Annotated in this window: 24 protein-coding genes; 8 read left to right on the forward strand and 16 right to left on the reverse strand. The window is 70.8% G+C overall.

The features are described from left to right. Positions 1-36: 36 nt before the first annotated feature. Positions 37-906, reverse strand: a complete 870-nt coding sequence (locus tag FRAEUI1C_RS27375) for an alpha/beta fold hydrolase (RefSeq protein WP_013426613.1) — start codon at positions 904-906, stop codon at positions 37-39. Between the two features lie 24 nt (positions 907-930). Here FRAEUI1C_RS27375 and FRAEUI1C_RS27380 point away from each other — a divergent pair, with 24 nt between their 5' ends. Beyond that, positions 931-2,094, forward strand: coding sequence for an amidohydrolase family protein (locus tag FRAEUI1C_RS27380; protein WP_013426614.1), 1,164 nt, complete (start codon positions 931-933; stop codon positions 2,092-2,094). A gap of 150 nt (positions 2,095-2,244) precedes the next feature. On the opposite strand, the gene FRAEUI1C_RS27385 is transcribed toward FRAEUI1C_RS27380, so the two are convergent. After that, positions 2,245-3,114: a PaaI family thioesterase gene (locus FRAEUI1C_RS27385; RefSeq protein WP_013426615.1), complete on the reverse strand. Its 870-nt coding sequence runs from the start codon at positions 3,112-3,114 to the stop codon at positions 2,245-2,247. Further along, the gene (locus FRAEUI1C_RS27390) at positions 3,111-3,938 is read right to left on the reverse strand and encodes an SDR family oxidoreductase (RefSeq protein ID WP_013426616.1); all 828 of its coding nucleotides are present in this window, start codon (positions 3,936-3,938) and stop codon (positions 3,111-3,113) included. The genes FRAEUI1C_RS27385 and FRAEUI1C_RS27390 overlap by 4 nt, the downstream gene beginning before the upstream one ends. 278 nt (positions 3,939-4,216) lie before the next feature. Between FRAEUI1C_RS27390 and FRAEUI1C_RS27395 the strand changes: the two genes are divergently transcribed. After that, positions 4,217-4,921, forward strand: coding sequence for a TetR/AcrR family transcriptional regulator (locus FRAEUI1C_RS27395; RefSeq protein WP_013426617.1), 705 nt, complete (start codon positions 4,217-4,219; stop codon positions 4,919-4,921). A 56-nt stretch (positions 4,922-4,977) separates the two neighbouring features. On the opposite strand, the gene FRAEUI1C_RS27400 is transcribed toward FRAEUI1C_RS27395, so the two are convergent. From FRAEUI1C_RS27400 to FRAEUI1C_RS27415, 4 genes are all read right to left on the reverse strand, one after another. Continuing rightward, positions 4,978-5,226, reverse strand: a complete 249-nt coding sequence (locus tag FRAEUI1C_RS27400; protein ID WP_013426618.1) for a desulfoferrodoxin — start codon at positions 5,224-5,226, stop codon at positions 4,978-4,980. Positions 5,227-5,369: 143 nt separating this feature from the next. After that, positions 5,370-6,005, reverse strand: coding sequence for a cysteine hydrolase family protein (locus FRAEUI1C_RS27405; protein ID WP_013426619.1), 636 nt, complete (start codon positions 6,003-6,005; stop codon positions 5,370-5,372). 166 nt (positions 6,006-6,171) lie between these two features. Beyond that, the gene (locus FRAEUI1C_RS27410) at positions 6,172-7,095 is read right to left on the reverse strand and encodes an SDR family NAD(P)-dependent oxidoreductase (protein ID WP_013426620.1); all 924 of its coding nucleotides are present in this window, start codon (positions 7,093-7,095) and stop codon (positions 6,172-6,174) included. 186 nt (positions 7,096-7,281) lie between these two features. After that, on the reverse strand, positions 7,282-8,562 hold the full coding sequence (locus FRAEUI1C_RS27415) for a CaiB/BaiF CoA transferase family protein (RefSeq protein WP_232425139.1): 1,281 nt from the start codon (positions 8,560-8,562) through the stop codon (positions 7,282-7,284). Between the two features lie 341 nt (positions 8,563-8,903). On the opposite strand from FRAEUI1C_RS27415, the gene FRAEUI1C_RS27420 reads away from it, so the two are divergent. Further along, positions 8,904-9,980 (forward strand): Hsp70 family protein, encoded by a 1,077-nt coding sequence (locus tag FRAEUI1C_RS27420; protein ID WP_013426622.1) that lies wholly within the window; start codon positions 8,904-8,906, stop codon positions 9,978-9,980. A 31-nt stretch (positions 9,981-10,011) separates the two neighbouring features. On the opposite strand, the gene FRAEUI1C_RS27425 is transcribed toward FRAEUI1C_RS27420, so the two are convergent. Then, positions 10,012-10,677: a TetR/AcrR family transcriptional regulator gene (locus FRAEUI1C_RS27425; RefSeq protein ID WP_013426623.1), complete on the reverse strand. Its 666-nt coding sequence runs from the start codon at positions 10,675-10,677 to the stop codon at positions 10,012-10,014. Between the two features lie 172 nt (positions 10,678-10,849). On the opposite strand from FRAEUI1C_RS27425, the gene FRAEUI1C_RS27430 reads away from it, so the two are divergent. From FRAEUI1C_RS27430 to FRAEUI1C_RS27450, 5 genes are all read left to right on the forward strand, one after another. Beyond that, positions 10,850-12,163: a hypothetical protein gene (locus FRAEUI1C_RS27430; protein WP_013426624.1), complete on the forward strand. Its 1,314-nt coding sequence runs from the start codon at positions 10,850-10,852 to the stop codon at positions 12,161-12,163. A gap of 11 nt (positions 12,164-12,174) precedes the next feature. Beyond that, positions 12,175-13,668, forward strand: coding sequence for an acyl-CoA reductase (locus FRAEUI1C_RS27435; RefSeq protein WP_013426625.1), 1,494 nt, complete (start codon positions 12,175-12,177; stop codon positions 13,666-13,668). Further along, entirely contained in the window at positions 13,658-14,707 is a 1,050-nt protein-coding gene (locus FRAEUI1C_RS27440) for an aldo/keto reductase (RefSeq protein WP_013426626.1), read from the forward strand. Before FRAEUI1C_RS27435 ends, FRAEUI1C_RS27440 begins: the two co-directional genes overlap by 11 nt. 377 nt (positions 14,708-15,084) lie before the next feature. Beyond that, the gene (locus FRAEUI1C_RS27445) at positions 15,085-15,459 is read left to right on the forward strand and encodes a hypothetical protein (protein WP_013426627.1); all 375 of its coding nucleotides are present in this window, start codon (positions 15,085-15,087) and stop codon (positions 15,457-15,459) included. A gap of 114 nt (positions 15,460-15,573) precedes the next feature. Next, positions 15,574-16,863: an MFS transporter gene (locus FRAEUI1C_RS27450; RefSeq protein ID WP_157735054.1), complete on the forward strand. Its 1,290-nt coding sequence runs from the start codon at positions 15,574-15,576 to the stop codon at positions 16,861-16,863. Positions 16,864-17,008: 145 nt separating this feature from the next. Here the strand turns inward: FRAEUI1C_RS27450 and FRAEUI1C_RS27455 are convergent, their stop codons facing one another. From FRAEUI1C_RS27455 to FRAEUI1C_RS27490, 8 genes are all read right to left on the reverse strand, one after another. After that, positions 17,009-17,800, reverse strand: coding sequence for an SDR family NAD(P)-dependent oxidoreductase (locus FRAEUI1C_RS27455; RefSeq protein WP_013426629.1), 792 nt, complete (start codon positions 17,798-17,800; stop codon positions 17,009-17,011). Between the two features lie 76 nt (positions 17,801-17,876). After that, complete coding sequence (locus FRAEUI1C_RS27460; RefSeq protein WP_013426630.1) at positions 17,877-18,710, reverse strand: TauD/TfdA dioxygenase family protein; 834 nt, start codon at positions 18,708-18,710, stop codon at positions 17,877-17,879. Between the two features lie 54 nt (positions 18,711-18,764). Continuing rightward, on the reverse strand, positions 18,765-19,361 hold the full coding sequence (locus tag FRAEUI1C_RS27465) for a carboxymuconolactone decarboxylase family protein (protein ID WP_013426631.1): 597 nt from the start codon (positions 19,359-19,361) through the stop codon (positions 18,765-18,767). 349 nt (positions 19,362-19,710) lie between these two features. Next, positions 19,711-20,037: a hypothetical protein gene (locus tag FRAEUI1C_RS27470; protein ID WP_013426632.1), complete on the reverse strand. Its 327-nt coding sequence runs from the start codon at positions 20,035-20,037 to the stop codon at positions 19,711-19,713. A gap of 28 nt (positions 20,038-20,065) precedes the next feature. Next, entirely contained in the window at positions 20,066-21,349 is a 1,284-nt protein-coding gene (locus tag FRAEUI1C_RS27475) for an aromatic ring-hydroxylating oxygenase subunit alpha (RefSeq protein ID WP_013426633.1), read from the reverse strand. 230 nt (positions 21,350-21,579) lie between these two features. Then, positions 21,580-22,065 (reverse strand): (2Fe-2S)-binding protein, encoded by a 486-nt coding sequence (locus FRAEUI1C_RS27480; RefSeq protein WP_013426634.1) that lies wholly within the window; start codon positions 22,063-22,065, stop codon positions 21,580-21,582. After that, positions 22,058-22,966 carry an FAD binding domain-containing protein gene (locus FRAEUI1C_RS27485; RefSeq protein ID WP_013426635.1) on the reverse strand — a complete coding sequence of 303 codons (909 nt, stop codon included), beginning with the start codon at positions 22,964-22,966 and terminating at the stop codon, positions 22,058-22,060. Before FRAEUI1C_RS27485 ends, FRAEUI1C_RS27480 begins: the two co-directional genes overlap by 8 nt. A 6-nt stretch (positions 22,967-22,972) precedes the next feature. Beyond that, positions 22,973-24,166, reverse strand: a complete 1,194-nt coding sequence (locus FRAEUI1C_RS27490) for a cytochrome P450 (RefSeq protein ID WP_013426636.1) — start codon at positions 24,164-24,166, stop codon at positions 22,973-22,975. Between the last annotated feature and the right edge of the window lie 10 nt (positions 24,167-24,176).

A 24,176-nucleotide genomic window follows, 5' to 3' on the forward strand; every position in this document is an offset into this window, starting at 1 on the left:
GCCGGCCCGGCAGGAGCCGGCCCACGGAGGCGGCGGTCAGGCGCCGTTCTCGCCCCACCAGGAGAGCAGGTCGGGCGCCAGCAGCGGCCAGTGAGCGAACAGGCCTTCCTTGGCGGCCTCGGGGGTGTGGCGGTCGGCCCACTCGGTGTCCGACCACGGTGGCTCGCGCAGGACCGCGTTCGGCAACGCGGCGGCGATCTTCTCGGACGTCTCGCGACGGTGGTGCATGTCGCTCACGCCGCTGCGGAAGACCAGGGTCGGCAGGTCGAGCTTGGCCGCCTCGTCGTCCGACAGGCCAGGGACCAGCGCCTCGTCGTCGACGCAGTAGACCGCCATCCAGCGTTCCATGGTCTCGAGGAACGTCGCCCGGTCCTGGTCGAGGATGCGCTGGCGGTTGCCCTCGTTGCGCTCGATGACCTCGGCCCACTCGGGCAGCGCGGCGACCGCCGGCATGCCGTCGTCCCAGGCCGCGCGGAAGGAGCCCGACCCGTAGTGCACGCCGATGCTCATCAGGCCGAACACCCCGCCGCTGATCCACCAGATCGCGAGGCCGGCGGACAGGTCCCGGTGACGGGCGGCGGTCAGCATGGACACCCGCGAGCCGCCCGATCCGCCGGCGATGATGGTCGGCCCCAGGTCGAGTCGCCGAATGAGGCCGCCGAGCGCGTCGGCCTGCATCTGGGACTCGGACTCCCCGGTGAAGCAGACATCAGAGGCGCCCGTGTTGGGGCGGTCCCAGATAAGCGCCTTGCCCCCGGTGCCCTCGGCAAGGGCGGCCGCCAACTCACGGATACCCGGCGTGTCCTTGCTGTAACGGCCACCGGGCGTGATCGCCCAGGCCTGGCCATCACCCGTGCCGATCAGCTCGTAGGAGATCGATAAACCGTCTACGGTTGCATACGCCATGACACGAATCTAACATTGATATCTATGTCAAAGAATGGCTTATTCATCGTCGACGCGGACTCGCACTGGGCCGAACCAGCCGATCTTTTCACCAAGCGCGCCCCCGCGGCCTACAAGGACCGGGTCCCCCAGCCACGGATCGTCGACGGCGAGCCGACGTGGGTCATGGACGGGCACCCGCTGGGCCGGTTCAGCCCGGGCGGGGTGATCGGCCGCGACGGGACGAAGGAAGAAGCCGACAAGGCCCTGTTCCACTGGACGCACGACCAGATCCACGTCGGGGCCTACGACCCCGCGGTCCGCATCGGCGTCCTGGACGAGCTCGGCATCGACGCACAGATCATCTTCCCCAGCACGATCGGCCTCGGTGGCCAGGACCTGGGACTCGTCGACGACCCGGCGCTGACCCGGCTGACGATCGAGATCTACAACGACGCCATGGCCGAGATCCAGGCGGAGTCGGGCAACCGCCTGCTGCCGCTCCCGCTGATGCCGGCCTGGGACATCGACCTGTGCGTCACCGAGGCGAGGCGGGTGGCCGCGCTCGGTGCCCGCGGCGTGAACATGACGTCGGACCCGCAGGACCTCGGCTCCCCCGACCTCGCGGACCCGGCCTGGGACCCGTTCTGGGCGGCCGTGTCCGAGCTGAGGCTCCCGGTACATTTCCACATCGGCGCCTCCGTCACCGGAATGACGTTCTACGGCAAGTACCCGTGGCCGTCGCACGCGGCCAACACCCGGCTCGCCATCGGCGGCACCCTGCTGTTCATCGGCAATGCCCGCGTCGTGACGAACCTGATTCTCTCCGGCATTTTCGACCGCTACCCGGAGCTTCAGACGGTTTCGGTCGAAAGCGGTGTCGGCTGGATTCCTTTTATTCTCGAGACGCTTGACTACGAGATGAACGAGAACGCCCCCCGCGAGCTGGCCGCGATGAAGAAGCTGCCCTCGGAGTACTTCAGGAGCAACATCTACGCGACGTTCTGGTTCGAGAAGAACCAGGGCAAGCTGCCGGCACTCGTCGAGGCCGTCGGCGCGGACCGGATCCTGTTCGAGACCGACTTCCCGCACCCGACCTGCCTCTACCCGCACCCGCTGGAGACAGTCGAGGAGAAGATGGCGACGCTCTCGCCGGAGGTCCGCGCCAAGATTCTGGGCGAGAACGCCCGCAAGCTCTACCGCCTGTAGCCGGCAGGCCGAGGCGTCGACAAGCCGCGACGCCGGCAGGCGGATCCTCGGCGGCCTCCCGGATATGCCCAGCTCAGGTGTCGGGGCTTCCGAGCTCCCCGACACCTGAGTGGGCGTTCACCAACCGTTCTTTCGGGCCCGGTGGGCCGGCTAGAAACTTCTCGTGACCGCCCGGACGGCATGCCTTCCGTCGGCGCCCGCGTCCCGGACCTCGACCGTCGTCATCCCGCCGTGGGCCGTCGCCGTCGCCACGGCCGGCCCGATTCGGACCGGCCGCAGATAACGCAACGTGATTGATGCCAGCGGCACGCCCGGGTTCAGCGACAGTGCAGCCTGCTCGACCGCGAGCGCGATCAGCCCGCCGTTGACGGTGTTCGACGAGTTCAGTCCGTGCACGGTCCGGTAGACGGCCGCGACACCGGGCTCCCTGAGCTCGCAGCCGACGTGCTCGGCGAGGCTCGTCAGCAGCGGCGGGCGCGGCGGGGCCTCGTCCGGGTCCTCCCAGACGATCGGCGGCATCACGAGCGACGGATCACCCGCCGCCATGAAAGCGGCCGCTCCCACGCCGAGGAGCTCACCCGCGTCGTCGGTGAACTCCACGCCGAGGACGACGACGGAACGCCCGGTCTTGATCACCCGCCCGGTCGCGTTGATCTGGCTGGTCGGCCGGGGCGGGACGGTGAGCTGCACGTCCAGGTCGAGGGTGACCGGCACCCGCGGCGCGAGCTCGCCGACCGCCAGCCGACCGCCGATGACATCGGTCCAGACCACGAGCGGGGCGAGCTGGACGGTGCCCGTCCCCGGCACGCACATTCCGGGCGAGACCGGGCAGGAGCCGCGCAGCTCGTCGCCGACCCTGCGCGTCGCCATCATGATCGGGCCGAGGGCGTGTCCGTCCCGCGCGCTGTGGCGGACCTGGCGGGCGTTGGGGATGCCCGGCACGTCGACCGTCTCGATCTCGAGCGACGGAACGGCGCCCGGCCCGGGAACGCCGTCGAGAACCTCGCCTGGCTCGCTCAAAACTTGCCCAGCAGGTAGTGGACCGCGCCGGTGTCCGCCGGCCAGACCCCGGTGTTGCCGGCGGCGAAGTGGCCGGCGTCGGTGATCAGGGTGATGCCGCTGATCCCGGCGGCGGCGTCCGAGCACAGGAACACCAGCGGGTAGCCCTGCTCCAGCGGGGTCGCCGCCTCGATGCCGACCTCGGCGCGGTAGCCGGCGCCGAAGCCGAGCCAGGTCTCGGCATTCGCCCGCGCGAGCGGGGTGTCCGTGGGCCCGGGGCAGATCGCGTTGATCCGGATGCCACGAGCCAGCAGCGGCATGGCCTGGGTGGCCACGTACGCACAGATCGACTGCTTGCTCCAGACGTAGTCGGCCCGCTTGCGCTCGATCGCCCACGCCGAGGCCTCGGCGACGTCCTCGATCGCGAGGTAGACCTTCAGGTCGTCCAGGTTCTTCTCCCAGCCGAGCCCGGCGGCCGACGAGATGAAGCCGATGGCCGAGCCACGCGGCAGCGCGTCCGCGGCGAGCAGCCGCTCCAACAGGTACTTGTGGCCGAGGAAGTTGGTCTTCTCGATGCCCTCGGTCCCGTCGGCGACGCCGGCGGCGCACAGCACCACGTGGAACGGCGCCCCGGCGGCCGCGAGCGCCGCGTCGATGGACGCCGTGTCGCGCAGGTCGACGTGGACGGCCTTGGCGCCGACCGTGGTGATCTCCGCGATGTCCAGGACGGTCACCTCGGCACCGAGGCCCAGCGCGACCTCGGCGGCGGCGGCGCCCATGCCGGTCGCCCCACCCACTACTAACACTCGCTTGCCGTCGAGCCGGAACGCGTCGAACAGCGACATATCGATCTCCCTGAGCCAGGTGACGCCGATGCGGAAGGCCGACCACGGCGCGGGACCACGATGACACCGCGTGGCGAGGCCGGTGGCGGGCCGCGCTCGGGCCGGGTCCGCGGCCGGCCGAGGGGCCCTGTAACACTTGAGGCAAGATCGGCCTGGTGCCGCGGGCTCTGGTACCCGACACGCTTTGCCAATTTTAACGTCGACGTCAATGACAATCCACCGGTAGACTTACCGGTAAACATCGGTGTCGATCGGAGGACCATTCGTGGAAGGCTGCCGTGGCGTCCACGGATAATGTGTCCCCGCCCGCGCCGGTGCCCGGCGCCCGGTCGGAGGGGCGAGACAAGGCGAGCGGGCCGCGTTCCCGCAAGGGCGCCGCTACCAGAGCGCGGCTGGTGCAGGCCGCGAAGGCCGTCTTCGAGGAGGACGGTTTCCTGGACGCCCGGATCTCCGACATCGCCGAGCACGCCGGGCTGTCACACGGGTCGTTCTACCATTACTTCGACTCGAAGGAACAGATCTTCCGCGAGGTCGCCATGGCAGTGGGCGACCTTCTCCAGCAGCCGATGTACACCTCGGTGTTCAACGGGCCCTCCGCCAGGACGCCGGCCGCGACGATCCGGCACGTGGCCACGCAGTTCCTGGCCAGCTACCGGGACGAGGCCCGGATCATCGGCGTCATCGAGATGGTCTCGCGATACGACCCGGAACTGACCAGTATCCGGTTCGAATACCAGGAGGCCGACCGTATCCGCGCCGCCAAGGCCGTGCGCCGGATGCAACAGCAGGGCTGGGCCGACCCGAGCATCATCCCCGAGGTGGCGCTGGCGGCGATGAGCGCGATGATGAACCGCTTCGCCGAGATGTGGTTTGTGCAGAAGCTGTTCGAGTTTGATTTCGACGACGGGGTCGAACAACTCGTCCGTCTTTGCCTGAACGCTCTCCAGCTGGAGGATCCAGCAGTCGACCCGAACGGGCGCTGAGCGCTTCCAGCCGCTCGGCGCCCGTTTTCGGGCGACCGTCGTTTCAGTCCGTCGTTTCAGTCCGAGGACGGAAGCGGCTTGGCCTGGGCGAGAGACATCGGCTCGCCGTGGCAGACGGGCTCGGCGGCACCGGCCTTGGCGACGAGGACCTGGGCCTCGCACACGGCGCAGGTGTAGCGCTTGCCCAGCGCGGCCGGGCCGCCCGGGCGCAGTTCGAGGCTTGACTCCGCGGTGACCCGGACGACGACCGCCTCCACGCCAGTCGCCTCGTCCTTCAGCCGGGCGCCGGCCTTCAGGGCTGTCATGTCGTCCTCCCGTCGTCGGTTGTTCACCACGGGGCCCGCGGCCCTCCCACGCTAGATGGATTTGACACCGACGTCAACATTAGGTTTCGCCGGTGACCGCGCACGGGATGCGAACAATCTGGACCCACGCTACCGACTGGCCGTCAGTCTGCGGAGGACTTCTCCCAGGCGGCGAGAACGTCGTCGGTGCCCACGATCGTGGCGCACAGCGCCAGCGAGTTGCGCAGCACCAGATCGGTGTACTCGGTGGGCACGCCGGCGATCGCGTCCCGGACGACCACGACCTGGTAGCCCAGGTTCACCGCGTCGAACACGGCCGCCGGGACGGCGACGTTCGACGACACCCCGACGATCACCACCGTCCTCGCGCCCAGGTTGGTCAACAGCGCGTCGACATCCGTCCCGGCGATCGGCGAGACGCCATGCAGCCGGACCGAGACCAGGTCGGAGGGCTCCCGGCCGATCTCGTCGAGGACCTCGACCGCCGGCGTGCCGAGCAGCTGCTTGACCGGCGCCTTGTCGGTGCCGAGGAAGAGCCGGGCGTTGGTGCTGGAACCGCGGCCGTCCGGCCGGCGCGCCGCGATCGCGTGCAGCACGCCGACGCCCGCGGCCCGGGCGCCGGCGGCCAGCCGGGCCACGTTGGCGATCATTCCCGACTCGCGGGCCACCTCGGCGAGGATGGGCAGCGAGCTGGGCGTGCCGATGACGCCGTTCTGGCACTCCTGCGTGAGCAGGACGGTGTGCGCCGGCTTCAGTAACGCGGCGAGATCTACCGCCATCGTCGGGCCTCTTCTCCGGGTCGCCGGCCGGCTCTCGCTCGTCCGGACCGTCACCTGTCAGGACTGTCGTCCATCGGGACCGCCAGCCGCCACAACCGTCAGCTCCCACGACCGTCGGTCACGACCTGCGGCTGTCACGACCAGCGGCTGTCGTGATCCGCGGCTGTCAGGAGGGAGGGAAGCGCATCCCGGGGCCGCGGGTCTCGAAGACGTCCTGCGCCAGCACCTCGCCAAGCTTGGTCGGGTCCCAGCGCTTGCCGCCCGCCGAGATGACCTTGCGCTCGGTCCAGCCGCGCATCCAGATGATCCTGTCCTCGATCACCCGGATGACCTGGCCGGTCACGTGGTCGGCCTCGTCGCTGGCGAGCCACGCGACCAGCGGGGAGCTGTTCGCGGGGTCCATGGGGTGGTACTCGCCCTCGGCGACCTCGTCCGGCTCGAACGCCTCGCCCATGCCCGGGATCGTGGCGGTGATCCGGGTGAGGCCGGACGGGCCCACCGCGTTCACCGTCACGCCGGAGCGCAGCAGCTCCAGCGCGAGCGTCTGGGTGACGGCGACGATCGCCGCCTTGGCCGCGGCGTAGCTCGACTGGCCGAAGTTGCCCCCGAGGCCCGCCCCGGAGGTCGTGTTGATGATCCGGCCGCCGACCGGGCCGCCCTTGGCCTTGGCCGCGGCGCGCCAGTACTTGGCCGCGTGCTGGCAGGTGGCCCAGGTGCCGCGCAGGTGGACCCGGATGACCGCGTCGAAGTCCTCCGGCGGCATGTTCCAGATCACCGAGTCGCGCACGATGCCGGCGTTGTTCACCAGGACGTCGAGCTTGCCGAACACGTCCACCGCGCGGCCGATCAGCTCACCGCACTGGTCGAAGTCGCCGACGTCGGCGTAGTCGGCGACCGCGATGCCGCCGCGCTTCTCGATGAGCGCGACGGTCTCGTCGGCGGCGCGGCCCTGGCCCTCACCGCGCAGCGTGCCGCCCAGGTCGTTCACGACGACCTTCGCGCCCTGCTTCGCCAGTTCGAGGGCGTGGCCCCGGCCGATGCCGTGCCCGGCTCCGGTGACGATCGCGACCTTGCCGTCGAGCAGCCCCATGCCCAGCACCTCGGTTTCGTTCCATGACTTCGCAGACTGAGTTCGCACTTCGACTGCCTGACGCGACCGCGTCGGGCCACCGCACGCAGGTACGGCTACGTTCAGCTACTAGATTGTATAAAATATCATGATGCACCGTTGGGTGCCCCCAAACGCCGGACCACGGCCGCGTGGAGTCCGTCGCACTCAGGCCCGGCCGAACGCGCCGGCCGCGCGCAGCTCGGCGACCTTCGCCTCGTCATAGCCGAGAACCCCGGCGAGGATCTCGGCCGCGTGCTCTCCCGGCTTCGGCGCCCGGCCGCGCGGCCGGGGGTTGCTCCCGTCGAACCGCACCGGGAACGGCAGCTCGTCGATACCGAAGGTCTCGGCCGGCAGCCAGGGCAGCCGATCGGCGAACTGCGGGTCCTCGACGATCGACTTCGGGGTGTTGACCGGCGCGATCGTGGTGTCGTGCTCGCCGGCGAACCGGATCCACTCGGCGGTCGTCCTCGTCGCGAAGATCTCGGTGAGCTCGGCGCGGGTCGCCAGGTCGCCGCGGGCGTGGTCGGCGAACTCGGCGCCGGGGCGCCGGTCGTAGAGGTCCATCCGGCCGACGCCGGCGCAGAAGTTCTTCCAGAACTTCCGCTCCGAGGCCATGAACAGGACGTGGCCGTCGGCGGACCGGTAGACCTGGTAGCGGACGCCGTCCTCCATGCCGCCGGTGCCCGGGGTCCGCCGCTCGTAGTCGTCCACCGGGTTGCCGGTGACCTCGTCCTCGGGCCGCTCGTACGCCCGGTAGGTCTCGCTGCGCAGCCAGTCCATCGCCGCGGCGGCGTCCGCCTGACCGACCTCGACGTGGCTGCCCCGGCCGGTCTCGCGGGCCGCGAGGATCGCGGCGACGAGCCCGAGCGCGCCGTAGAGCGGGCCGGCATGGATGCCGATCGAGGCGTGCTCCGGCAGGTAGGTGAAGCCGTTCGCGTCGACGGCGGGCGTCACTACGCCGGCCCAGGTGTCGTAGGCGATGCCGTGGCTCGGCAGGTCCCGGTACGGGCCGCTCGCGCCGTAGCCGGAGATCGAGCACATGACGAGCCTCGGGTTGAGCTCGCTGAGCGCCGCGAAGCCCAGCCCCCGCCGGTCGAGGGCGCCCGGGCGCATCGCCTCGACGACGGCGTCGGCGCCGCGGACCAGGTCGCGGAAGACCTCGAGGCCGGCCTCGGTGCGCAGGTCCAGCTCGACCGAGCGCTTGCCGCGGGAGATGTGCCAGTGCAGCAGGGAGACGCCCTCGATGAACGGCCACACCATCTTGCGGACGTACTCGCCGCCCGGCGGCTCCACCTTGATGACGTCCGCGCCCAGGTCGGCCAGGTGGGTCGTCAACGCGCCGGGTCCCAGCATCGACACGTCGACGATGCGTACCCCAGCGAGCGGAGCGGTCGCGGACGGCCGGGGGGCGGTCTCGTCGGGCATGGGCGGCACCTCGCTGGTCATCGGCGGTTCGTCAGCGTCGGCGTCGGAACCGGCGCGCCTGGAGCGACGCGCTTGGCGCCGCCACGACCGGTCCGACATTGGATACGTTATCCAATCCCCGCGCGACGTGCCCGCGATGCGCCGGACGCCGCCCCGAACGGGTGGTCTCGTCACGCTGCGCTGTAGGACACGCCGAGCCAGGCCGTGCCATGTGGTAGTCATGACCACACTGCCGTCGCTTCCCACACCGGGCCCAGCGTCGGCAGGGGCACACGGGTGCGCGCCCTCGCCACCGCCGCGTTGCCCCGCGCTCGATGCCGTTCCTCGAACGGGACGGACCTCCCGGGAGGACAAGGCCAAGAATGGCGCGCGAGTGGCTCTTAGCCGTCGATCTGGGGACCACCTGGACGAAGGCCGCCTACACGACGGCGGACAGCGCCGACCCGGTGCTCGTCCGGGTCCCGGCGACCCAGCTGGCCTGGTTCCCCACGACGGTCGCCCGCGCGTCCGACGGGCGCTGGCTGGTCGGTGAGGCGGCCCAGGCCCGCCGGGTCAGCCGGCCCGACTGGTGCTGGGGCGACATCAAGCGCGACCTCGGCCAGCGCGAGCCCCGGATGCTGGGCGGCCACCCGTTCGCGGCGGTCGAGGCCGTCAGCCAGCCGCTGCTGCACGCGGCCCGGCTGGCCCGCCGTCAGGCCGGGCGTGGGTTCGACCGGCTCGTCCTCTCGGCGCCGGTCACCTTCACGCCCGACCAGCACGCCGCGCTGCTGGAGGCCGGTGAGAACGCCGGCTTCGCCCCCGACACCATCACGATCGTCGACGAGGCCGCGGCCGCCTCCCGGTCCGTCCTCGGCCCGCGGCCCGAGGACGGCACCTGGGCCGTGATCGACGTCGGCGGCGGAACCTTCGACGCGGCCCTCGTGACGGCCAACCGTGGGGTGGCCGCCGTGCTCGACCAGGTCGGCGACGACCAGGCGGGCGGCCACTCCATCGACACGGCGATCGTCACCCGGCTGCGCGAGCTCTACCAGATCGACGACGGCGACGGCGAGGCCGGGCGGCGCCGCGCCAGCTACCTGCGCGACGCCGCCCGGATGCTCCGGGAGCAGCTGGCCGAGCAGCGGTCGGCGGACGTCTTCCTGCCCGACCTCCTGCTGGAGCTCAGCCTCACGCCGGCGCAGCTGGGCGAGCTGGTCGAGCCCGTCCTCGCTCCGGCGATCGAGCGCGCCACGGCGATGCTGGCGCGCAACGACCTGGACTGGGCGAAGATCAACGGTCTGGTGCTCAGCGGCGGCGCCACCCGGGACCCGGCGGTCCGCGCGCGGCTGGCGCCGCTCGCCCCGGTACGCGACGCGGCCAACCCAGAGCTCGCCGTCGTCCTCGGGCTGACGGTCCCGGCCGAGGCGCCCAGCCGCACCATCCTGTCGCTCAAGTACTGAGGGCCGGCTCCACCTCAACCAGGGCGCGCCGTCACGGGCGCAGGGCGCCGACGAAGAGCCGGACCGCGGCCTGGATGCGCGCCTCGGCCTCGACCGGGTCGGGCCGGATGCCGAAGGACGCGAGCCTGGCCGGCGCGCTGGAGACCATGCCGACGAACAGGTCGGCGAGCACGTCGGGGTCATCGGTAAGCGCGATGGCACCGGTCGCCGCGTGCCGGCGCAGCAGGTCGGCCACCTGACGCTGGCGCGGCGAGCCACCGCCGGAGGTGGTCTGGATGCGGCGGGCCAGGTCGGGGAACCGGTCAGCCTGCGCGATCGCGATCCGGCTCATCCGCACCATCGACGGGTCCAGCGCCCGGCGCACGGCGGCCTGGGCGATCGCGGTGAGCGCGCCGGCAAGGTCGTCCGTCTCGGCCGGTGGCGCCGGGTCCGGCGCCGGCCAGTCCGTCCGGCCCATCGCCCAGCCGAACACCGAGGTGAAGACGGCGTCCTTGCTGGGGAACCGGGCGTAGAGGGACGCCTTCGTCGTCCCGGCGGCCTGCGCGATCGCGTCCATCGACGTGCCCTCGTAGCCGTGCTCCAGGAAGAGCCGCAGCGCGTGCTCGCGGACGTCCCGGTCGAGCTGGGCCGCCTGTTCGCGGGTGGGCCGGCCGCCGCGGCGCGGTGGGCGCGGCCGGGTGCCGGGCGGCGTGGTCATGGCGCTCAGTCTGACAGGTCTCCGCGAAAACTAGACGGCCGAGTCCAGTTAAAACTAGACTCACCAGTGCAGTAACCCGGCGCCGCTCGACCGTGGCGCCCGCTGGGCGCGAGACGCGGCCCTCAGGGCGGCCCGGGAGTCCCCCGCATCGACAGCGCAGAAGAGGGGCGTCATGTCCGTGACGACCAGCAGCCAGTCGGCCGGCCTCGCGCCGGCCATCGTGGAGGCGCTCGACGCCCGCTTCCAGGAGCGCCGCCACCAGGTACCGGTGCTCGCCCAGCGGGCCAAGGCCGAGGGCGTCGAGGAGATCCGCTCCGCCGAGGACCTGGTCCCGCTGCTCTTTCCGCACACGACCTACAAGAGCTACCCGGAGACGATCGTCGCCAAGGGCCGCTGGAAGCAGCTGAACCGCTGGCTCGACTCGGTCTCGACCTACCGCGTCGCCGACGTGGACGTGGCGGGCGTCGAGGATCTCGACGGCTGGATCGCCCGCCTTGAGGAGCACGGCCACCTGGTCTCGTCGTCGTCCGGGACCTCGGGCAAGGCGTCGTTCCTCAACAAGACGCGCGCCGACCGCGAGGCCTCCGGCCAGAACCTGCTGGACTCGCTGACCTGGCTGGGCCTGCCACCCTCGCGGGAGTGGCACGTCTGCCCGGTCGGGCCGGACACGGGCATCAGCTCCGCGATCTACATCCGCGACGTGTTCCTGGCGAACTACCGCAAGGACGACGCGTTCCCGCTGCCGGAGTCCAAGCCCGTCACGGACCACCACAGATACATGGCCCGCCTCGGGGCGATGCGCCGCGCGATCGCCGACGGGACCGCCTCGCCGGACGAGGTCGCCGCCTTCGACGCGGAGGGTGCCGCCCGCCAGGCCGACGTCGAGGCCCGCCTGCACTTCCTCGCGGACCAGATCATCGCGCACCGGGACGAGAACATCTTCTTCAACTCGATGTTCGTCCTGCTGTACCGGCTGAACGAGATCCTGCGGGAGAAGGGCGTCAAGCCCGGCGACATCACCGGGCTGAACGGCCTGCAGGTCGCGGGCGGTCTGAAGGGGATGACGCTGCCGCCGGACTACCGCGAGCGCATCTTCGAGCTGCTCAACATCCAGCCGAGCCGTTTCCTGCACTACTACGCCATGCAGGAGGTCAACCTGCGCAGCGTGAAGTGCCTCTCCGGGCGCTACCACGTGCCGGCCGGCCTGACGCTGCTCGTGCTCGACAGGAACGGCGAGGCGCTCGCGCCGCTGTCCGACGGCCAGGTCGAGGGCCGGGCGGCCTTCTTCGACTTCTCCGTCGACGGCCGGTGGGGCGCGACCATCTCCGGTGACAGGATCCTCGCCGAGTTCGGCCGCTGCCCCTGCGGCAAGGAGGGTCCGACCGTGCTGGAGGACATCACCCGCTACAAGGACCTGCCAGACGGCGACAAGATCACCTGTGCCGGCACCATGGACGCCTACGTCCGCGGCTTCATCGAGAGCTGAGGGAGCGGCAGATGACCGTCACCGAGACCACACCATCGCAGGGCCCCAGGCCGCCGCAGGGCCTCGTGCCGTCGCCGGGCCTCGCGCCGTCCGGCTCGCCGACGCCCGCGAAGCTGAAGGTGCCGCACGTCGTGCGCGGCAAGGTCGTCTGGGGCGAGGACGTCGAGTACGCCTCGCGCGACTTCGGCGTGCCGTTCGTGACACCGCGGATCCACTTCAACGAGCTGATCACGCCTCGCACCGAGCAGGGCCCCGCCTTCGACGTCCCGCTCACCGACATCATCGACTACCTGGTCGAGGTCGCCGCGCATCTGGACCTGGCGAAGAACCCGTACCTGCAGGAGTCGCTGGAACTGACCGCGCAGGTCAGCCAGATGCCGCGACGCATGATCGAGAACACGTTCCACCGGCCCGGGCAGTTCCTCACCCGCCAGTCGATGGGGTTCCGCCTGGAGAAGACCTTCCGTGACGTCCGGGTCCTCGACGGCTGGGTGGAGCACACCGACCCGACCGGCCGGCGGACCCGGATTCGCGCGTTCCCGCCACGGCTGGTGCACATGCTGGCCGGGAACTCACCGTCGGGCGCGATGACCTCGATCGCCGACGCCGCGCTCGTCAAGGCCATCAACGTGTTCAAGCTGCCGTCGGCCGACCCGTTCACCACCGTCGCCGTGCTGCGCACGATGGCCGACATCGACCCGGACCACCCGGTGCTGCGCTCGATGTCCGCCGTCTACTGGAAGGGCGGCGACGCGAAGGTCGAGAACGTCCTCTACCGGGCCCAGTACTTCGACAAGATCATCGGCTGGGGTGGCGGCGCGGCGATCAACAACGTCATCAAGTACACCGGGCCTGGGTTCCACCTGGTCGCCTTCGACCCGAAGGTCTCGATGGCGATCATCGGACGGGAGGCGCTGGCCTCGCCGGACACGATGCGCGAGGTCGCGGAGCTCGCGGCGCTCGACGCGACCGTCTTCAACCAGGACGCCTGCCTCGCCGCCCGGCACATCGCCGTCGAGGCCGACGTCGACGACGACGCGGAGATGGAGCGGCTCGACCAGTTCTGCGCGCTGCTGCGCGACCGGCTGAACGTCGACCGCGAGTTCGCCTCCGCCGTCGGCCCGGCCACGCCGTCGGACATCCGTGAGGCCGTCGAGGGCATGCGCTTCCTGGAGCCGGACTACCGGATCTGGGGCGAGTACGACGGCTCGGGCCTCGTCGTCCGCTCCCCCGAGCCGGTCGACTTCCATCCGACGAACAAGACCGTCAACGTCGTGCCGGTCGGGTCGCTGGTCGAGGCGACGCACTTCGCCAACGTGGCGACGCAGACCGTCGGCGTGTACCCGCCCGAGCGCAAGGCCGAGATCCGCGACCTGCTGGCGACCGCCGGGGTGCAACGGGTCGTCAGGCTCGGCAGCGCGATGACCGGCACGATGGGCAACCCGCACGACGGCATGTATCCGCTGCACCGGTTCGTCAACTGGGTGGCCGACGATGACGCCTGACGCTTCGTCCCCGGCCGCGCCGCGGGGGCTGCCGGTGGTCCCGCCGCCGGCCTGGGTGCACGGCGACGCGACGACGCTGCGGCAGCGGGTGCTCGGGCGGTCCGGCATCCGGGTCTCGGAGCTCGCGTTGGGCACGATGACGTTCGGCACCCGCGCCGGCTGGGGGTCCGACGAGTCGGTCTGCCGGGAGATCTACGCCGCCTTCCGGGAAGCCGGCGGGACCTTCGTCGACACGGCGAACAACTACGCCGCCGGCGAGAGCGAGGAGATCGTCGGCCGGCTCGTCGCCGCCGAGCGGGACGACCTCGTGGTGGCGTCCAAGTTCACCCTGCCGACGAACCTGGCCGACCCGAACTCGGGCGGCTCCAGCCGCAAGACGATCCGCGGAAGCGTCGAGCGGTCGCTGCGCCGGCTCGGGACCGATTACCTGGACGTGCTCTGGGTGCACGCGTGGGACCGCAACACCCCGGTCGAGGAGACGCTGCGTGCCCTGGACGATCTGGTCCACGCCGGGAAGGTGCTCGCGATCGGCCTGTCCAACATGCCGGCCTGGGTGATCGCGCAGGCGGCGACACTCACGTCGCTGCGTGGCTGGTCTCCGGTCGCGGCGGTTCAGGTCGAGTACTCGCTGCTGGCGCGGACCGCGGACCGCGAGATGCTCCCGATGGCCGACACGTTCGGCCTGGCCGTCGCCGCGTGGAGCCCGCTCGGCCGCGGCCGGCTCGTCAAGGCCGCCCCCGCGAACGCGTCGGTGCCGGCGGCGCAGGCCCGGGCGGTCGAGGCGCTCGGCCAGGTGGCCGACGAACTGGAGGCGACGCCGGCCTCGGTCGCGATCGCCTGGGTGATGGCCCACGGCCTGCTCCCGACGCTCGGCGTCAGCAGCGTGAAACAGCTCGCCGACAGCCTCGCCGCGGCCCGCCTGACCCTTTCGGCCGACCAGCTAACCCACCTCGACACCGCCACCGATGTCCGCCTGGGCTACCCCCACGAGTTCCTCCGCGACCGCTGCCCAACCCTGGCCCCGCCTCCCCCGCGCTAGCCCTCGTCCTCCTTCGTGGCCGCGGGCTCGGCCCGACGGGATGATCGCCGTTTTCGCCCTCAGGTGGTCGTGAATCGAGCCTTCTCGCAACCATTCGAGGGCTCAGACGGCGATCATGTTCGCGGATTCCGGGCCTATCCCGGTTGGCGACCGGTGGGAACCTAGATCGCGAGGAGTGCGTTGAGCAGGGCGAACACGCTTGGCGGGCTCGGACGCGAGACCCGGCGACTGTCGCCGTCGCGACGTCGACTCGGTGGCTCGCGGCTGGGGGTAAAGACTTCCATCAGATACCCGCAGGGAGGTACCGAGGCGCTTGGATTACGGGTAGTGTTGATCTCGTTACTCATTCACCATAGGACCGAAGACGAGGTGACCTCGTGACCGACCCTCAGCCGTCCGTCTCCGCCATGACCGAGCTTTCCGCCAGTCAGGCGCCGGCGACCGGCACAGCCGAGGCCGACCCCGTCGAGGCCTGGCCAGTCCGCCGGACACCCCACTGGCGCAAGCACCCGGTCACCCGGGTCACGGCGGCCGTCGTGAGCGCCTTCTTCTGCGCGCTGACCGTGCTGCCGGTGTACTCGGTCATCGCCCACGGGAAGAACCCGATCTGGCTCGCGTACGCCGTCGTCGCGGCCGTCGCCTGCTACCTGTGCATCGCCGATGTCGTCCGCCAGGACACGCGCACCCCGGACGACGAGGAAGAGGCCAGCCGCCGCTTCGACACCATCGCCCGGGGCCTCGACCGCCCGTAGCGACCGCCCGGGCCACGGCGTCGGCGGCGCGACGGCCTGTTTGCCGAGGCACTGGGCGTTAGCTGGAACACCAGGCACCGCCCGCGAGCACCACCGGCTGGTGCGATGCTCGTCATGCGAGTGGGCTCCCCGCGGGGTGGACGTCGGCCAGGTCCCGCGTGGCCCCGCAGGCGCCTGCCCCAGACGGCCGCGTTCGCCGTCGGATCGGCGACGCTCGTCCTGACGTTCCTGTCCTCGGGCGCGCCGATCCCGCTCTACAACACGTACCGGCTGGAGAACGGAATCTCCAGCGGCGGACTGGCCCTCACGACGGTCATCTACTTCGTCACGACGGCGCTCTCGCTGCTTCTGCTGGGCCGGCTGTCCGACCACCTCGGCCGACGCCCGGTCGGCATCGCCGCGCTGCTGAGCTCGCTCGCGGGCAGCCTGGTGCTGATGCATGTCGCCACGCTGCCGACCCTGGTCTGCGGCCGCGTCCTGCAGGGGCTGGCCTGCGGAATCGCGTCGAGCGCGCTCGGCTCCTATGTCGTCGACATCGCGCCCGACCGGCCGCGCTGGCTGCCGGGGCTGATCACCAGCGTCGTCCCACCCGTCGCGGTCCCGCTCGGGGCCATCATCTCCGGCGCGCTCGTGGAGTACGGCCCGGCGCCTCGGCTGCTCATCTTCGTGATCATGGTCTGCGCGCTCGGCCTCGGCGCCCTGTTGCTCGTCGCCTGCCCTGAAAGCGTCGCCGAGCGCAGACCGGCCGCGGCGGTCCGGACGCTGCGGCCCCGCGTCCTGGTGCCCGCCGGGGCCGGCCGCCCGGTGTTCGTCGCCGGCGCGGTGGCGGTCGCGACCTGGTCGCTGGGCGGCTTCTTCCAGGCCTTCGCGCCCGCGCTGACCTCGGACCGGCTCGGCACCGAGAACACCTTCGTCGTCGCGGTGGTGTTCGCGTCGCTGTCGGTGCTCTCTCCCATCGGCGGCTCGTTGACCGGCCGGCTTTCCGCCGGCACCGCCGTGCGCATCGGGCTCGGCGTCTTCGTCACGGGCGCCGTCCTCGTCACGGCGGCGGTGAGCGTCGGGACGATCGCCCCGTTCCTGGTCGCCAGCTTCGCCGCCGGCATCGGGCAGGGAGCAGCGGCCTCCGGCAGCATGCGCGGTGTGCTGTCCAGGACCCACCCCGACGAGCGGGCCGGCGTCCTGTCCACCATCTTCCTGATCTCCTACTGCGGCGCGGCCGTCCCCGGCCTGATCACCAGCAGGCTGACCAGCCACGTCAGCCTGGTGCACATCACCTACGGGTACCTGACGCTGGTCGTCACCGCGGCGGCCCTCGCCGTCGCCGCGACCCGCCGCCCGTCCAGGCGACCCAGCCCCGAGCCAGACGGCCCCCTCCAGCCACGACTGGCCGACGAACCCGCGTAGGCGCAGCGACGGTCCGATATCGGCTCCCGCCTTGATCGCCGATTCGACCCTTTAGTGGTCGTAACCAGGCCTGATTGGTAGCCACGGGAGGGCCAAAACGGCGATCAAGGCACCGGGCCGACCGTCGCGGCCCGACGAAGTCCTCCTAGAAGACGGTGGAGGTGGTGGTGCGGCCGCCGTTGACGCCGATGATCTGGCCGGTGACGTAGCTGGCCTCGTCGCGGCAGAGGAACGCGCAGGCGGCGGCGATGTCCTCGGACTGGCCGCCGCGGCGGACCGGGGTGCGGGCGATGACGGCGTCGAGGCCGCCGGGGCCGAGGCGGCCCTTCTCGGCGTTCCGCTCGGTCATCGGGGTGATGATGAAGCCGGGCGGGATCGTGTTCACGGTGATGCCGAACTCGCCGAGTTCCAGGGCCAGCGACTTGGTGAACGTGATGACCCCGCCCTTGGACGCCGAGTAGTGCGTCATGAACGGCTGGCCGCCCTGCGCCGACGACGACGAGATGGTCACGATCCGGCCCCAGTGCGCCTCGATCATGTCGGGGACGACGGCCTGGCACGAGTGGAACGTCCCGGTGAGGTTCACGCTGACCAGGGCGTTCCACTGGTCGGCGGTGATGTCCAGGAACCGGCGGAACCCCTCCCGGCCGGCTGACGTCACCAGGATCGTCGCGGGGCCGTACAACGCCTTGATCTCGGCCACGCCGGCGTCGATCTGCTCGCGGCTGGTCACGTCGACGGTGACCGGGTGCGCCGCGCCGCCGACGGCGACGATCTCGTCCGCGACCGCCTTGGCGTTGCCCGGGTCGAGGTCGAAGACGCCGACCTTCGCGCCATCGGCGGCCAGGCGCAGGGCGCAGCCACGCCCGATGCCCGAGCCACCACCGGTGACGATCGCGACCTTGCCGGCCAGGCTGTCGCTCGCTGCCGCGGTCATCTGCGCGTGGTTCCCTTCGGTCGACGATGGTTCGAGGAGTGAGTCTGTTCCACGTGCGCGCCCCCGGTAGGGCCGGTCAGGCGACGGCTTCCGCGCCTACGAGGGTGGTGCGGTGCATCAGCCGGCGAGACAGGGCCGTGTAGGGCTGGGCTCGATGCAGGATGCCGGTGTTGTCCCAGATGACCAGGTCACCGCGCGACCACTGGTGGCGCAGCGAGAACCGGGGCTGGGTAGCCCAGTCGAGGAGCCGGTCCAGCAGCGCGCGGCTCTCGTCCTCCGGCAGGCCGACGATGTGGTCGGCCGTCGCGCCGACCAGCAGGGACTTGCGGCCGTTGCGCCTGGTCCAGACCAGAGGGTGTTCGCGGGAGGGGACCTTCTCCCAGCTGGCGCGCACCTTGTCCGACGCGTCCGGGTGGGCCAGCCGCTGCGTCGCCGCGAAGCTGTGCACGACGCGCAGGTCGGCGAATCGGGCCTTGTCCTCGGCGGAGAGGCCCTCATAGGCGGCGTAGAGGTTGGCGAACTCGGTGTCGCCGCCCTCGGTCGCGACCTCCAGGGCGGTCAGCAGGGTCGCCTTCTGCGGTACCAGGTCGTTCGCGCCGTCGATGTGCCAGTAGAACGTGCCCGTCCGGTAGGCCGCCAGGGCGCTCTGGGCCGGGTCCAGGGAGATCGCGGAGACCTCCGGGAACTCCTCCTCACCGCCCATCGGAGCGACGACGACCTCACCGAGCAGCCGGCTGAGCGCGACGAGGTCGGCGTCGCCGATGTGCGCCTCGCGGTAGATGACGACGCCGTGCTCGTCGAGGTACTTGCGGGTGTCGGCGGCGACGGCCGGGTCCGCCAGCTGGTGGCCGGCGAGGCCCGTGATCTGGACGCCCACCTCGGCGCTGATCGGGCTGACGGTGACGGACATCGGTGGCTCCCGTCGGATCGGGGCTGGGGGGCGGGCAGGGGCGGCGGCGCCCGGCTAGGCGGTCGGCGACTGGCGGCGGGCGACGGCCTCGCGCATGTCGTCGTCGATCTCGATGTCGAACGAACTGATCATGTAGGCGAGCGTCTCATACGCGCCCACCGTGAAGATCACATCCAGGATCTGCTTGACCTCTAGCTTCTCGACCAGAACGGCCCAGGTCCCGTCGCCGATCTTGCCGTCGGCGATCAGCTCGTCCACCGCGCGCAGCGTGGCCGCGTCCAGCGGGTCCCACAGCGGGGCGTCCGGCCCGAGCGCGATCCGCTGGATCTCCTCGTCGGACAGGCCCGCGTCACGTGCGATGAAGGTGTGCTGCAGCCACTCGTAGCCCGCCTTGCGCAGCGCGGCGACCCGCAGCACGATCAGCTCGCGCTGACGGTCGGACAGCGTGCTCGTCGACAGGATGTGGCCGTTGAACGTGAAGAACGCCTGCGCGAGCGTCGTGTGGTGCGCGTACACGCCGAGCGTGTTCAAAGCCTTCGAACGGCCCTCAGGGGACAGCCGAGCAGGCGTGCCCGGCGGCTCCAGGGCGGCCAGCACCTGCCGCATCTCCTTGGGCCACTGCTTGAGCGGGAGCGGCTCGATGCGTGCCATGTGGTGTCCCCTTTGTCGTGGTCGATGGACTGTGGCGCCGGTTGAGGCCTTCGGGCCGGTTGCAAGGCGACCGGTCAGTCCAGTCTTTCGCGGGCCAGCGTCCACGTGCCATCGATCGAACGGCCCAGCCCGCCGGACACGCCAATGCCGGCGGTTCCAGGTCGACGGGGCTGGTCGACAGGGAACCGCCGGCACCGGACGGCCAGTTGCCGGCCCAGGCGGCCGGACATCGACGGTTGCGTCGCGGGGGGCGGGGGCTACTCGACCCCCGCGACGCTCACACCGGCGAGGCCGGCACCGGCCCACCTGGGGCCGGTGGTCGGGAGCTCGACGTCAGACCACCCGAACGTCAGACGACGGGAGCGAAGACGTTCGAGATGTGCGCGGCGCCGGCGTCCGGCACCCTCGGCTGGCGCCACGCCTCGACGGGGAACGAGACGGAGCACAGCGAGTAGTAGACGAGCAGCAGGTTGTACGCGTCCTCGGGCAGCTCGTCCAGCGGGAACTTGTTCAGGTACGCGACCGCGTCCTGAATCCGCGGGAAAGCGGCGTCGTAGAACGCCTGCAGGTCGTCCATCTTGGCGGCGTAGCGCTTCGCGAACCGCTCGTCCTCCGTCGGGAGGGCCCAGTCGGCGAAGGGCTCCAGATCCGCGAAGTCCGCGGGCAGGGTAGCCACGGGTGTCTCCTCTCCTGTGGTCGGGCGGTCAGACCAGCGCCGGGGACGGCGTGGCGCCGGGGGTGCTCTTGACGAACTCCGCGCAGAAGGCGCGCGCGGTCTGGTGCAGGTGACGCAGCAGGATCTCCTGGTCGTTCAGCGGGAACTCGCTGACCGCCCGCGACTCCAGCATGGTCTGGGTCGCCTCGAGAGTGTTCGCGTCCTGCAGGCCGTACTCCTTGAACGTCGCGGCCGCCATTTCCTGGCGGAGCCGCTCAAGGGCGTCCTTCGGCGGCGCGAAGTACAGCGCGGCCTCGAAGGTGTGCGAGTTCACCGAGGTCGGCCAGTAGTGGTACGTGAGGTACCAGCCCGGCTCCCAGACCAGAATCATGAAGTTCGGGAAGAAGACGAACGAGTCGACGCCCCACGCCTTGTGCCGGGCCGGGTTCAGGCCGGGCGGCAGCGTGATGTCGAACGGCTTGTCCCACGGGCCGAACAGGCCGGTGCGCAGCTCCCGCTCGATCGGCTTGACCATCTTCGGGTCCTTCGGCGGGGACATGCCGCCCCAGCTGGAGACCATCGAGTGCGGGCCGTCGATCTTGTAGTACAGCGCCTCGTACCCGTACTGCTGCAGCTTGCGGGACTCCTCCGCCGTCGCCTGGCGGTTGTGCAGCACCGGCGCGTGGTAGAACTCCGCGAACGCGTCGATGAACAGCTTCCAGTTGGCGCCGATCTCGGACTTGTACTTGAAGACCGAGGTCATCTCGCCCCACGGGTAGCCGACGAGGTCGGCGGCCAGCGGCCCGAGGTAGTCGGCAAGGGACTGGGTGCCGTCCTTGTCGAAGTTGATGAAGATGAAGCCTTCCCAGATGTCCAGGCGGACATCGGCGAGGCTGTACTTCGCCTTGTCCAGGTCGAAGAACTCCGACTCCTGCTGGACGAAGGTGCAGGCGCCGCCCAGGTCGTAGCGCCAGGCGTGGTACTTGCAGATGAACTGCCGCGCCGTGCCCGAGGTCTCCTCGCGCGGGTAGTCCTGCCAGACCAGCTTGTTGCCACGGTGGCGGCAGACGTTGTGGAACGCCTTGATGCCGTCAGCGGTCCGCACGATGATCACCGAGGACCGAGCGGCGTCGATCTCCTTGGTGAAGTAGCTGCCCACCTTCGGGAGCTGCTCGACCCTGCCGACGTTCAGCCACGTCTTCCCGAAGATCGCCTTGCGCTCGAGCTCGTAGTGCTCGGGCGAGATCGAGTCCTCGTAGGAGGCATCCGCCGTGCTCAGGTCGGGATAGTGCGCCGTCCAGCTGCCCTCAGCTGGCTTCGGGAAGTGAGCCATGTTGTGCGGTTCCTTTCCGTACCCGGACAGGGGCCCATGATAGCAAGCCTCTCTGGTGTTGAGAAGGACGTTCTCACCTGACGAGCGTCAGACTCAACCGAAACCAGAGACCGGCTGCGGTACAGGGGGAAGTGGGGGCAACCGAAGGCGGGCCGGCGCGGGCTCGTCGCCCGAAACCGGCCCGCTGGCCGCGCCATCCGGGACGCGGCGGGAGGTGCTGAGAGGTGTCGCTACGCCGTCGGCTGACCGGCCGAGGCCGCGGCCTGGTGGACGGCGGCGATGATTCCCTGGTAACCCGTGCAGCGGCAGAAGTTGCCGGAGAGGCCCTCGCGGATCTGCTCGTCGGTCGGGGCCGGGTTGTCCCGCAGCAGCGCGGTGATCGAGACGACGAAGCCCGGGGTGCAGAAGCCGCACTGCAGGCCGTGGCAGTCGCGCATCGCCGCCTGGACCGGGGAGAGGGTGCCGTCGGGGGCGGCGATGCCCTCGACGGTCGTCACGTCGAACCCGTCGGCCTGGACGGCGAACATGAGACAGGACCTGACGGCGGCCCCGTCGACCAGCACCGTGCAGGCCCCGCAGGCACCGTGCTCGCACCCCAGATGTGTGCCGGTCAGGCCGCAGCGCTCGCGCAGGAAGTCGGCCAGCGTCATCCGGGGTTCGGCGGGGTGCTCGACCGCCTTGCCGTTGACGGTGAGGCGGACCGGCAGCTCAGCCATGGATGGCTCCCTCGGCTCCGGCGGTCTGGCCGGCCGCCTCCTTGATCGCGGACGTCCACGCCCGGGTGACCATCGTCGCGCCGACCCGGGTTCGATAGGCGGCCGAGCCCTGCAGGTCCGCGGGGACGTCGTCCAGCTCGCTCATCGCGAGCGCCCCGAGCTCCGCCGGGTCCAGCGTGTCGACCCGCTGCCCGACGACGGCCCGCTCGGCGGCCGGGGCGCGCAGCGGGACCGACGCCATCCCCAACAGGCCGATCGCCGCGCGGGCGACCCGGTCGTCGCCGTCCAGCTCGACGGCGACGGCCGCGCCGGCGATGGCGAAGTCGCCCGACCGGCGGGCGAACTCCTCCACCGCGAACCCGGCCCGACCACTCCACACCGGGAACCGGACGGCGACGAGCATCTCGTCCGGTTCCAGCGCGGTGCTCCACAGGCCGGTGAAGAACTCGGCCCCGGCGATCGTCCGCTCACCGCCCGACGCCGAGGCGGCGACCATCTCCGCGTCGAGGGTGAGCGCCACGGTCGGGTACTCCCCGGCCGGGTCGGCGTGCGCGACCGACCCGCACAGCGTGCCGCGGTTGCGGATCTGGAAATGACCGATGAGCGGCGTCGCTCGGGTAAGCAGCGGAACCGCGCCGGACACCACGGCGTCGCGCCCGACCGCCGCCTCGGTCTCGCCGGCGCCGACCCGCAGCCAGCCGTCGGCCACGGCGATGCCCCGCAGCTCGGGCAGGCGGGCGATATCGATCAGATGGTCGAAGTAGGCGAGGCGCAGTGCCAGCATCGGCACCAGGCTTTGCCCTCCGGCCAGCAGCTTGGCCTCGTCGCCGAGCTCGGCCAGCAGCGCGAGCGCCTCGGCGAGGGTTTCCGGGCGGTGGTACTCGAACGTCGCCGACTTCATCCGAGCTCAGCCGATCGTGATCGGGAGGGACTCCCAGCCGCGGACGGTCGAGGTCGAGGCGAGGTTGGCGTTGTCCCAGTCCACGTCCCAGCTGGGGAAGTGCTTGAGGATCTCCTCCAGCGCCACCCGGCCTTCGAGGCGGGCCAGCGCCGCGCCGAGGCAGTAGTGGCCACCGAGGCCGAAGGTCAGCTGCTGGCCGATCTGGCGACGGATGTTGAAGGTGTTCGGGTCCGGGTACCGGGCTGGGTCCCGGTTCGCGGCGGCGACGACGAACAGGATCGCCGAGCCCGCGGGGACCGGCTGGCCGTGGAACTCGACGTCGGTGGTGACGTAGCGCCCGATCGCGTGGCCGGGCGGCTCGAACCGCAGCAGTTCCTCGATCGCGTTCGGGATCAGCGACGGGTCGGCGACCAGCTCGGCGCGGGCCTCGGGGAACTTCGCGAGCGTCGACGTGGCCCAGCCGATCAGCCGGCCCGTCGTCTCGTTGCCGGCGCCGGCGACGACGGTGACGTAGGTCAGGATCTCGTCGCGGGTGAGCGTGCGGGTGACGCCGTTCTCGTCGGTGAACTCGGCCCGGATCAGCTCCGTCATGAGGTCGTCCGACGGGTGGTCGCGGCGCCAGTCGATGTAGTCGCCGAAGTACTCGCCCGACAGCAGGGCGCCCTCGGAGAGGTCCATCTGGCCGCCGTCCTCGGTGCGCAGCGCGTCGTTGCCGGCGTCGCGGATGCTGGCCTGGTCAGCCTCGGGAATCCCGAGCAGCATGCCGATGACACGCATCGGGAACTCTGTGGTGAAGGCGCTGCACATGTCGAACTGCTTCTCGCCGATCAGCGGGTCGAGGGTGCGCACGCAGAAGTCACGGATCTGCTGCTCCAGCCCGAGGACCCGCTTCGGGGTGAAGACCCTGGACAGCAGCTTGCGGTGGATGTCGTGGGCCGGCGGGTCCTCGAAGATGAGGGTCCCGGGCGGCAGCTCCATGCCCGACTTGATGATTTCCAGGATGCCGCCCTTGGCGGACGAGAACGTCTTCCAGTCCGGCAGTCCGCGCTCGATGTCGGAGAACCGGGTGACCGCGAAGAAGTCGTACTGCTCGTTGTAGTAGAGCGGGACCTCCTCGCGGAGCCGCTGGAAGATCGGGTACGGGTCCGCGGCGTAGGCCTTGGTGTAGGGATCCCAGGCAATGGCGGTGTCGGTCGTCACGGGTCTGCCT

The sequence above is a fragment of the Pseudofrankia inefficax genome, assembly GCF_000166135.1.
Classification (GTDB): domain Bacteria; phylum Actinomycetota; class Actinomycetes; order Frankiales; family Frankiaceae; genus Pseudofrankia; species Pseudofrankia inefficax.

Bases quoted from the DNA above. Each gene is read 5' to 3' on its own strand.
- FRAEUI1C_RS27375 (WP_013426613.1), bottom strand. From the start codon at position 906: ATGGCGTATGCAACCGTAGACGGTTTATCGATCTCCTACGAGCTGATC.
- FRAEUI1C_RS27380 (WP_013426614.1), top strand. From the start codon at position 931: ATGTCAAAGAATGGCTTATTCATCGTCGACGCGGACTCGCACTGGGCC.
- FRAEUI1C_RS27390 (WP_013426616.1), bottom strand. From the start codon at position 3,938: ATGTCGCTGTTCGACGCGTTCCGGCTCGACGGCAAGCGAGTGTTAGTA.
- FRAEUI1C_RS27400 (WP_013426618.1), bottom strand. From the start codon at position 5,226: ATGACAGCCCTGAAGGCCGGCGCCCGGCTGAAGGACGAGGCGACTGGC.
- FRAEUI1C_RS27405 (WP_013426619.1), bottom strand. From the start codon at position 6,005: ATGGCGGTAGATCTCGCCGCGTTACTGAAGCCGGCGCACACCGTCCTG.
- FRAEUI1C_RS27410 (WP_013426620.1), bottom strand. From the start codon at position 7,095: ATGGGGCTGCTCGACGGCAAGGTCGCGATCGTCACCGGAGCCGGGCAC.
- FRAEUI1C_RS27415 (WP_232425139.1), bottom strand. From the start codon at position 8,562: ATGACCAGCGAGGTGCCGCCCATGCCCGACGAGACCGCCCCCCGGCCG.
- FRAEUI1C_RS27420 (WP_013426622.1), top strand. From the start codon at position 8,904: ATGGCGCGCGAGTGGCTCTTAGCCGTCGATCTGGGGACCACCTGGACG.
- FRAEUI1C_RS27425 (WP_013426623.1), bottom strand. From the start codon at position 10,677: ATGACCACGCCGCCCGGCACCCGGCCGCGCCCACCGCGCCGCGGCGGC.
- FRAEUI1C_RS27430 (WP_013426624.1), top strand. From the start codon at position 10,850: ATGTCCGTGACGACCAGCAGCCAGTCGGCCGGCCTCGCGCCGGCCATC.
- FRAEUI1C_RS27435 (WP_013426625.1), top strand. From the start codon at position 12,175: ATGACCGTCACCGAGACCACACCATCGCAGGGCCCCAGGCCGCCGCAG.
- FRAEUI1C_RS27440 (WP_013426626.1), top strand. From the start codon at position 13,658: ATGACGCCTGACGCTTCGTCCCCGGCCGCGCCGCGGGGGCTGCCGGTG.
- FRAEUI1C_RS27450 (WP_157735054.1), top strand. From the start codon at position 15,574: ATGCGAGTGGGCTCCCCGCGGGGTGGACGTCGGCCAGGTCCCGCGTGG.
- FRAEUI1C_RS27455 (WP_013426629.1), bottom strand. From the start codon at position 17,800: ATGACCGCGGCAGCGAGCGACAGCCTGGCCGGCAAGGTCGCGATCGTC.
- FRAEUI1C_RS27460 (WP_013426630.1), bottom strand. From the start codon at position 18,710: ATGTCCGTCACCGTCAGCCCGATCAGCGCCGAGGTGGGCGTCCAGATC.
- FRAEUI1C_RS27465 (WP_013426631.1), bottom strand. From the start codon at position 19,361: ATGGCACGCATCGAGCCGCTCCCGCTCAAGCAGTGGCCCAAGGAGATG.
- FRAEUI1C_RS27475 (WP_013426633.1), bottom strand. From the start codon at position 21,349: ATGGCTCACTTCCCGAAGCCAGCTGAGGGCAGCTGGACGGCGCACTAT.
- FRAEUI1C_RS27480 (WP_013426634.1), bottom strand. From the start codon at position 22,065: ATGGCTGAGCTGCCGGTCCGCCTCACCGTCAACGGCAAGGCGGTCGAG.
- FRAEUI1C_RS27485 (WP_013426635.1), bottom strand. From the start codon at position 22,966: ATGAAGTCGGCGACGTTCGAGTACCACCGCCCGGAAACCCTCGCCGAG.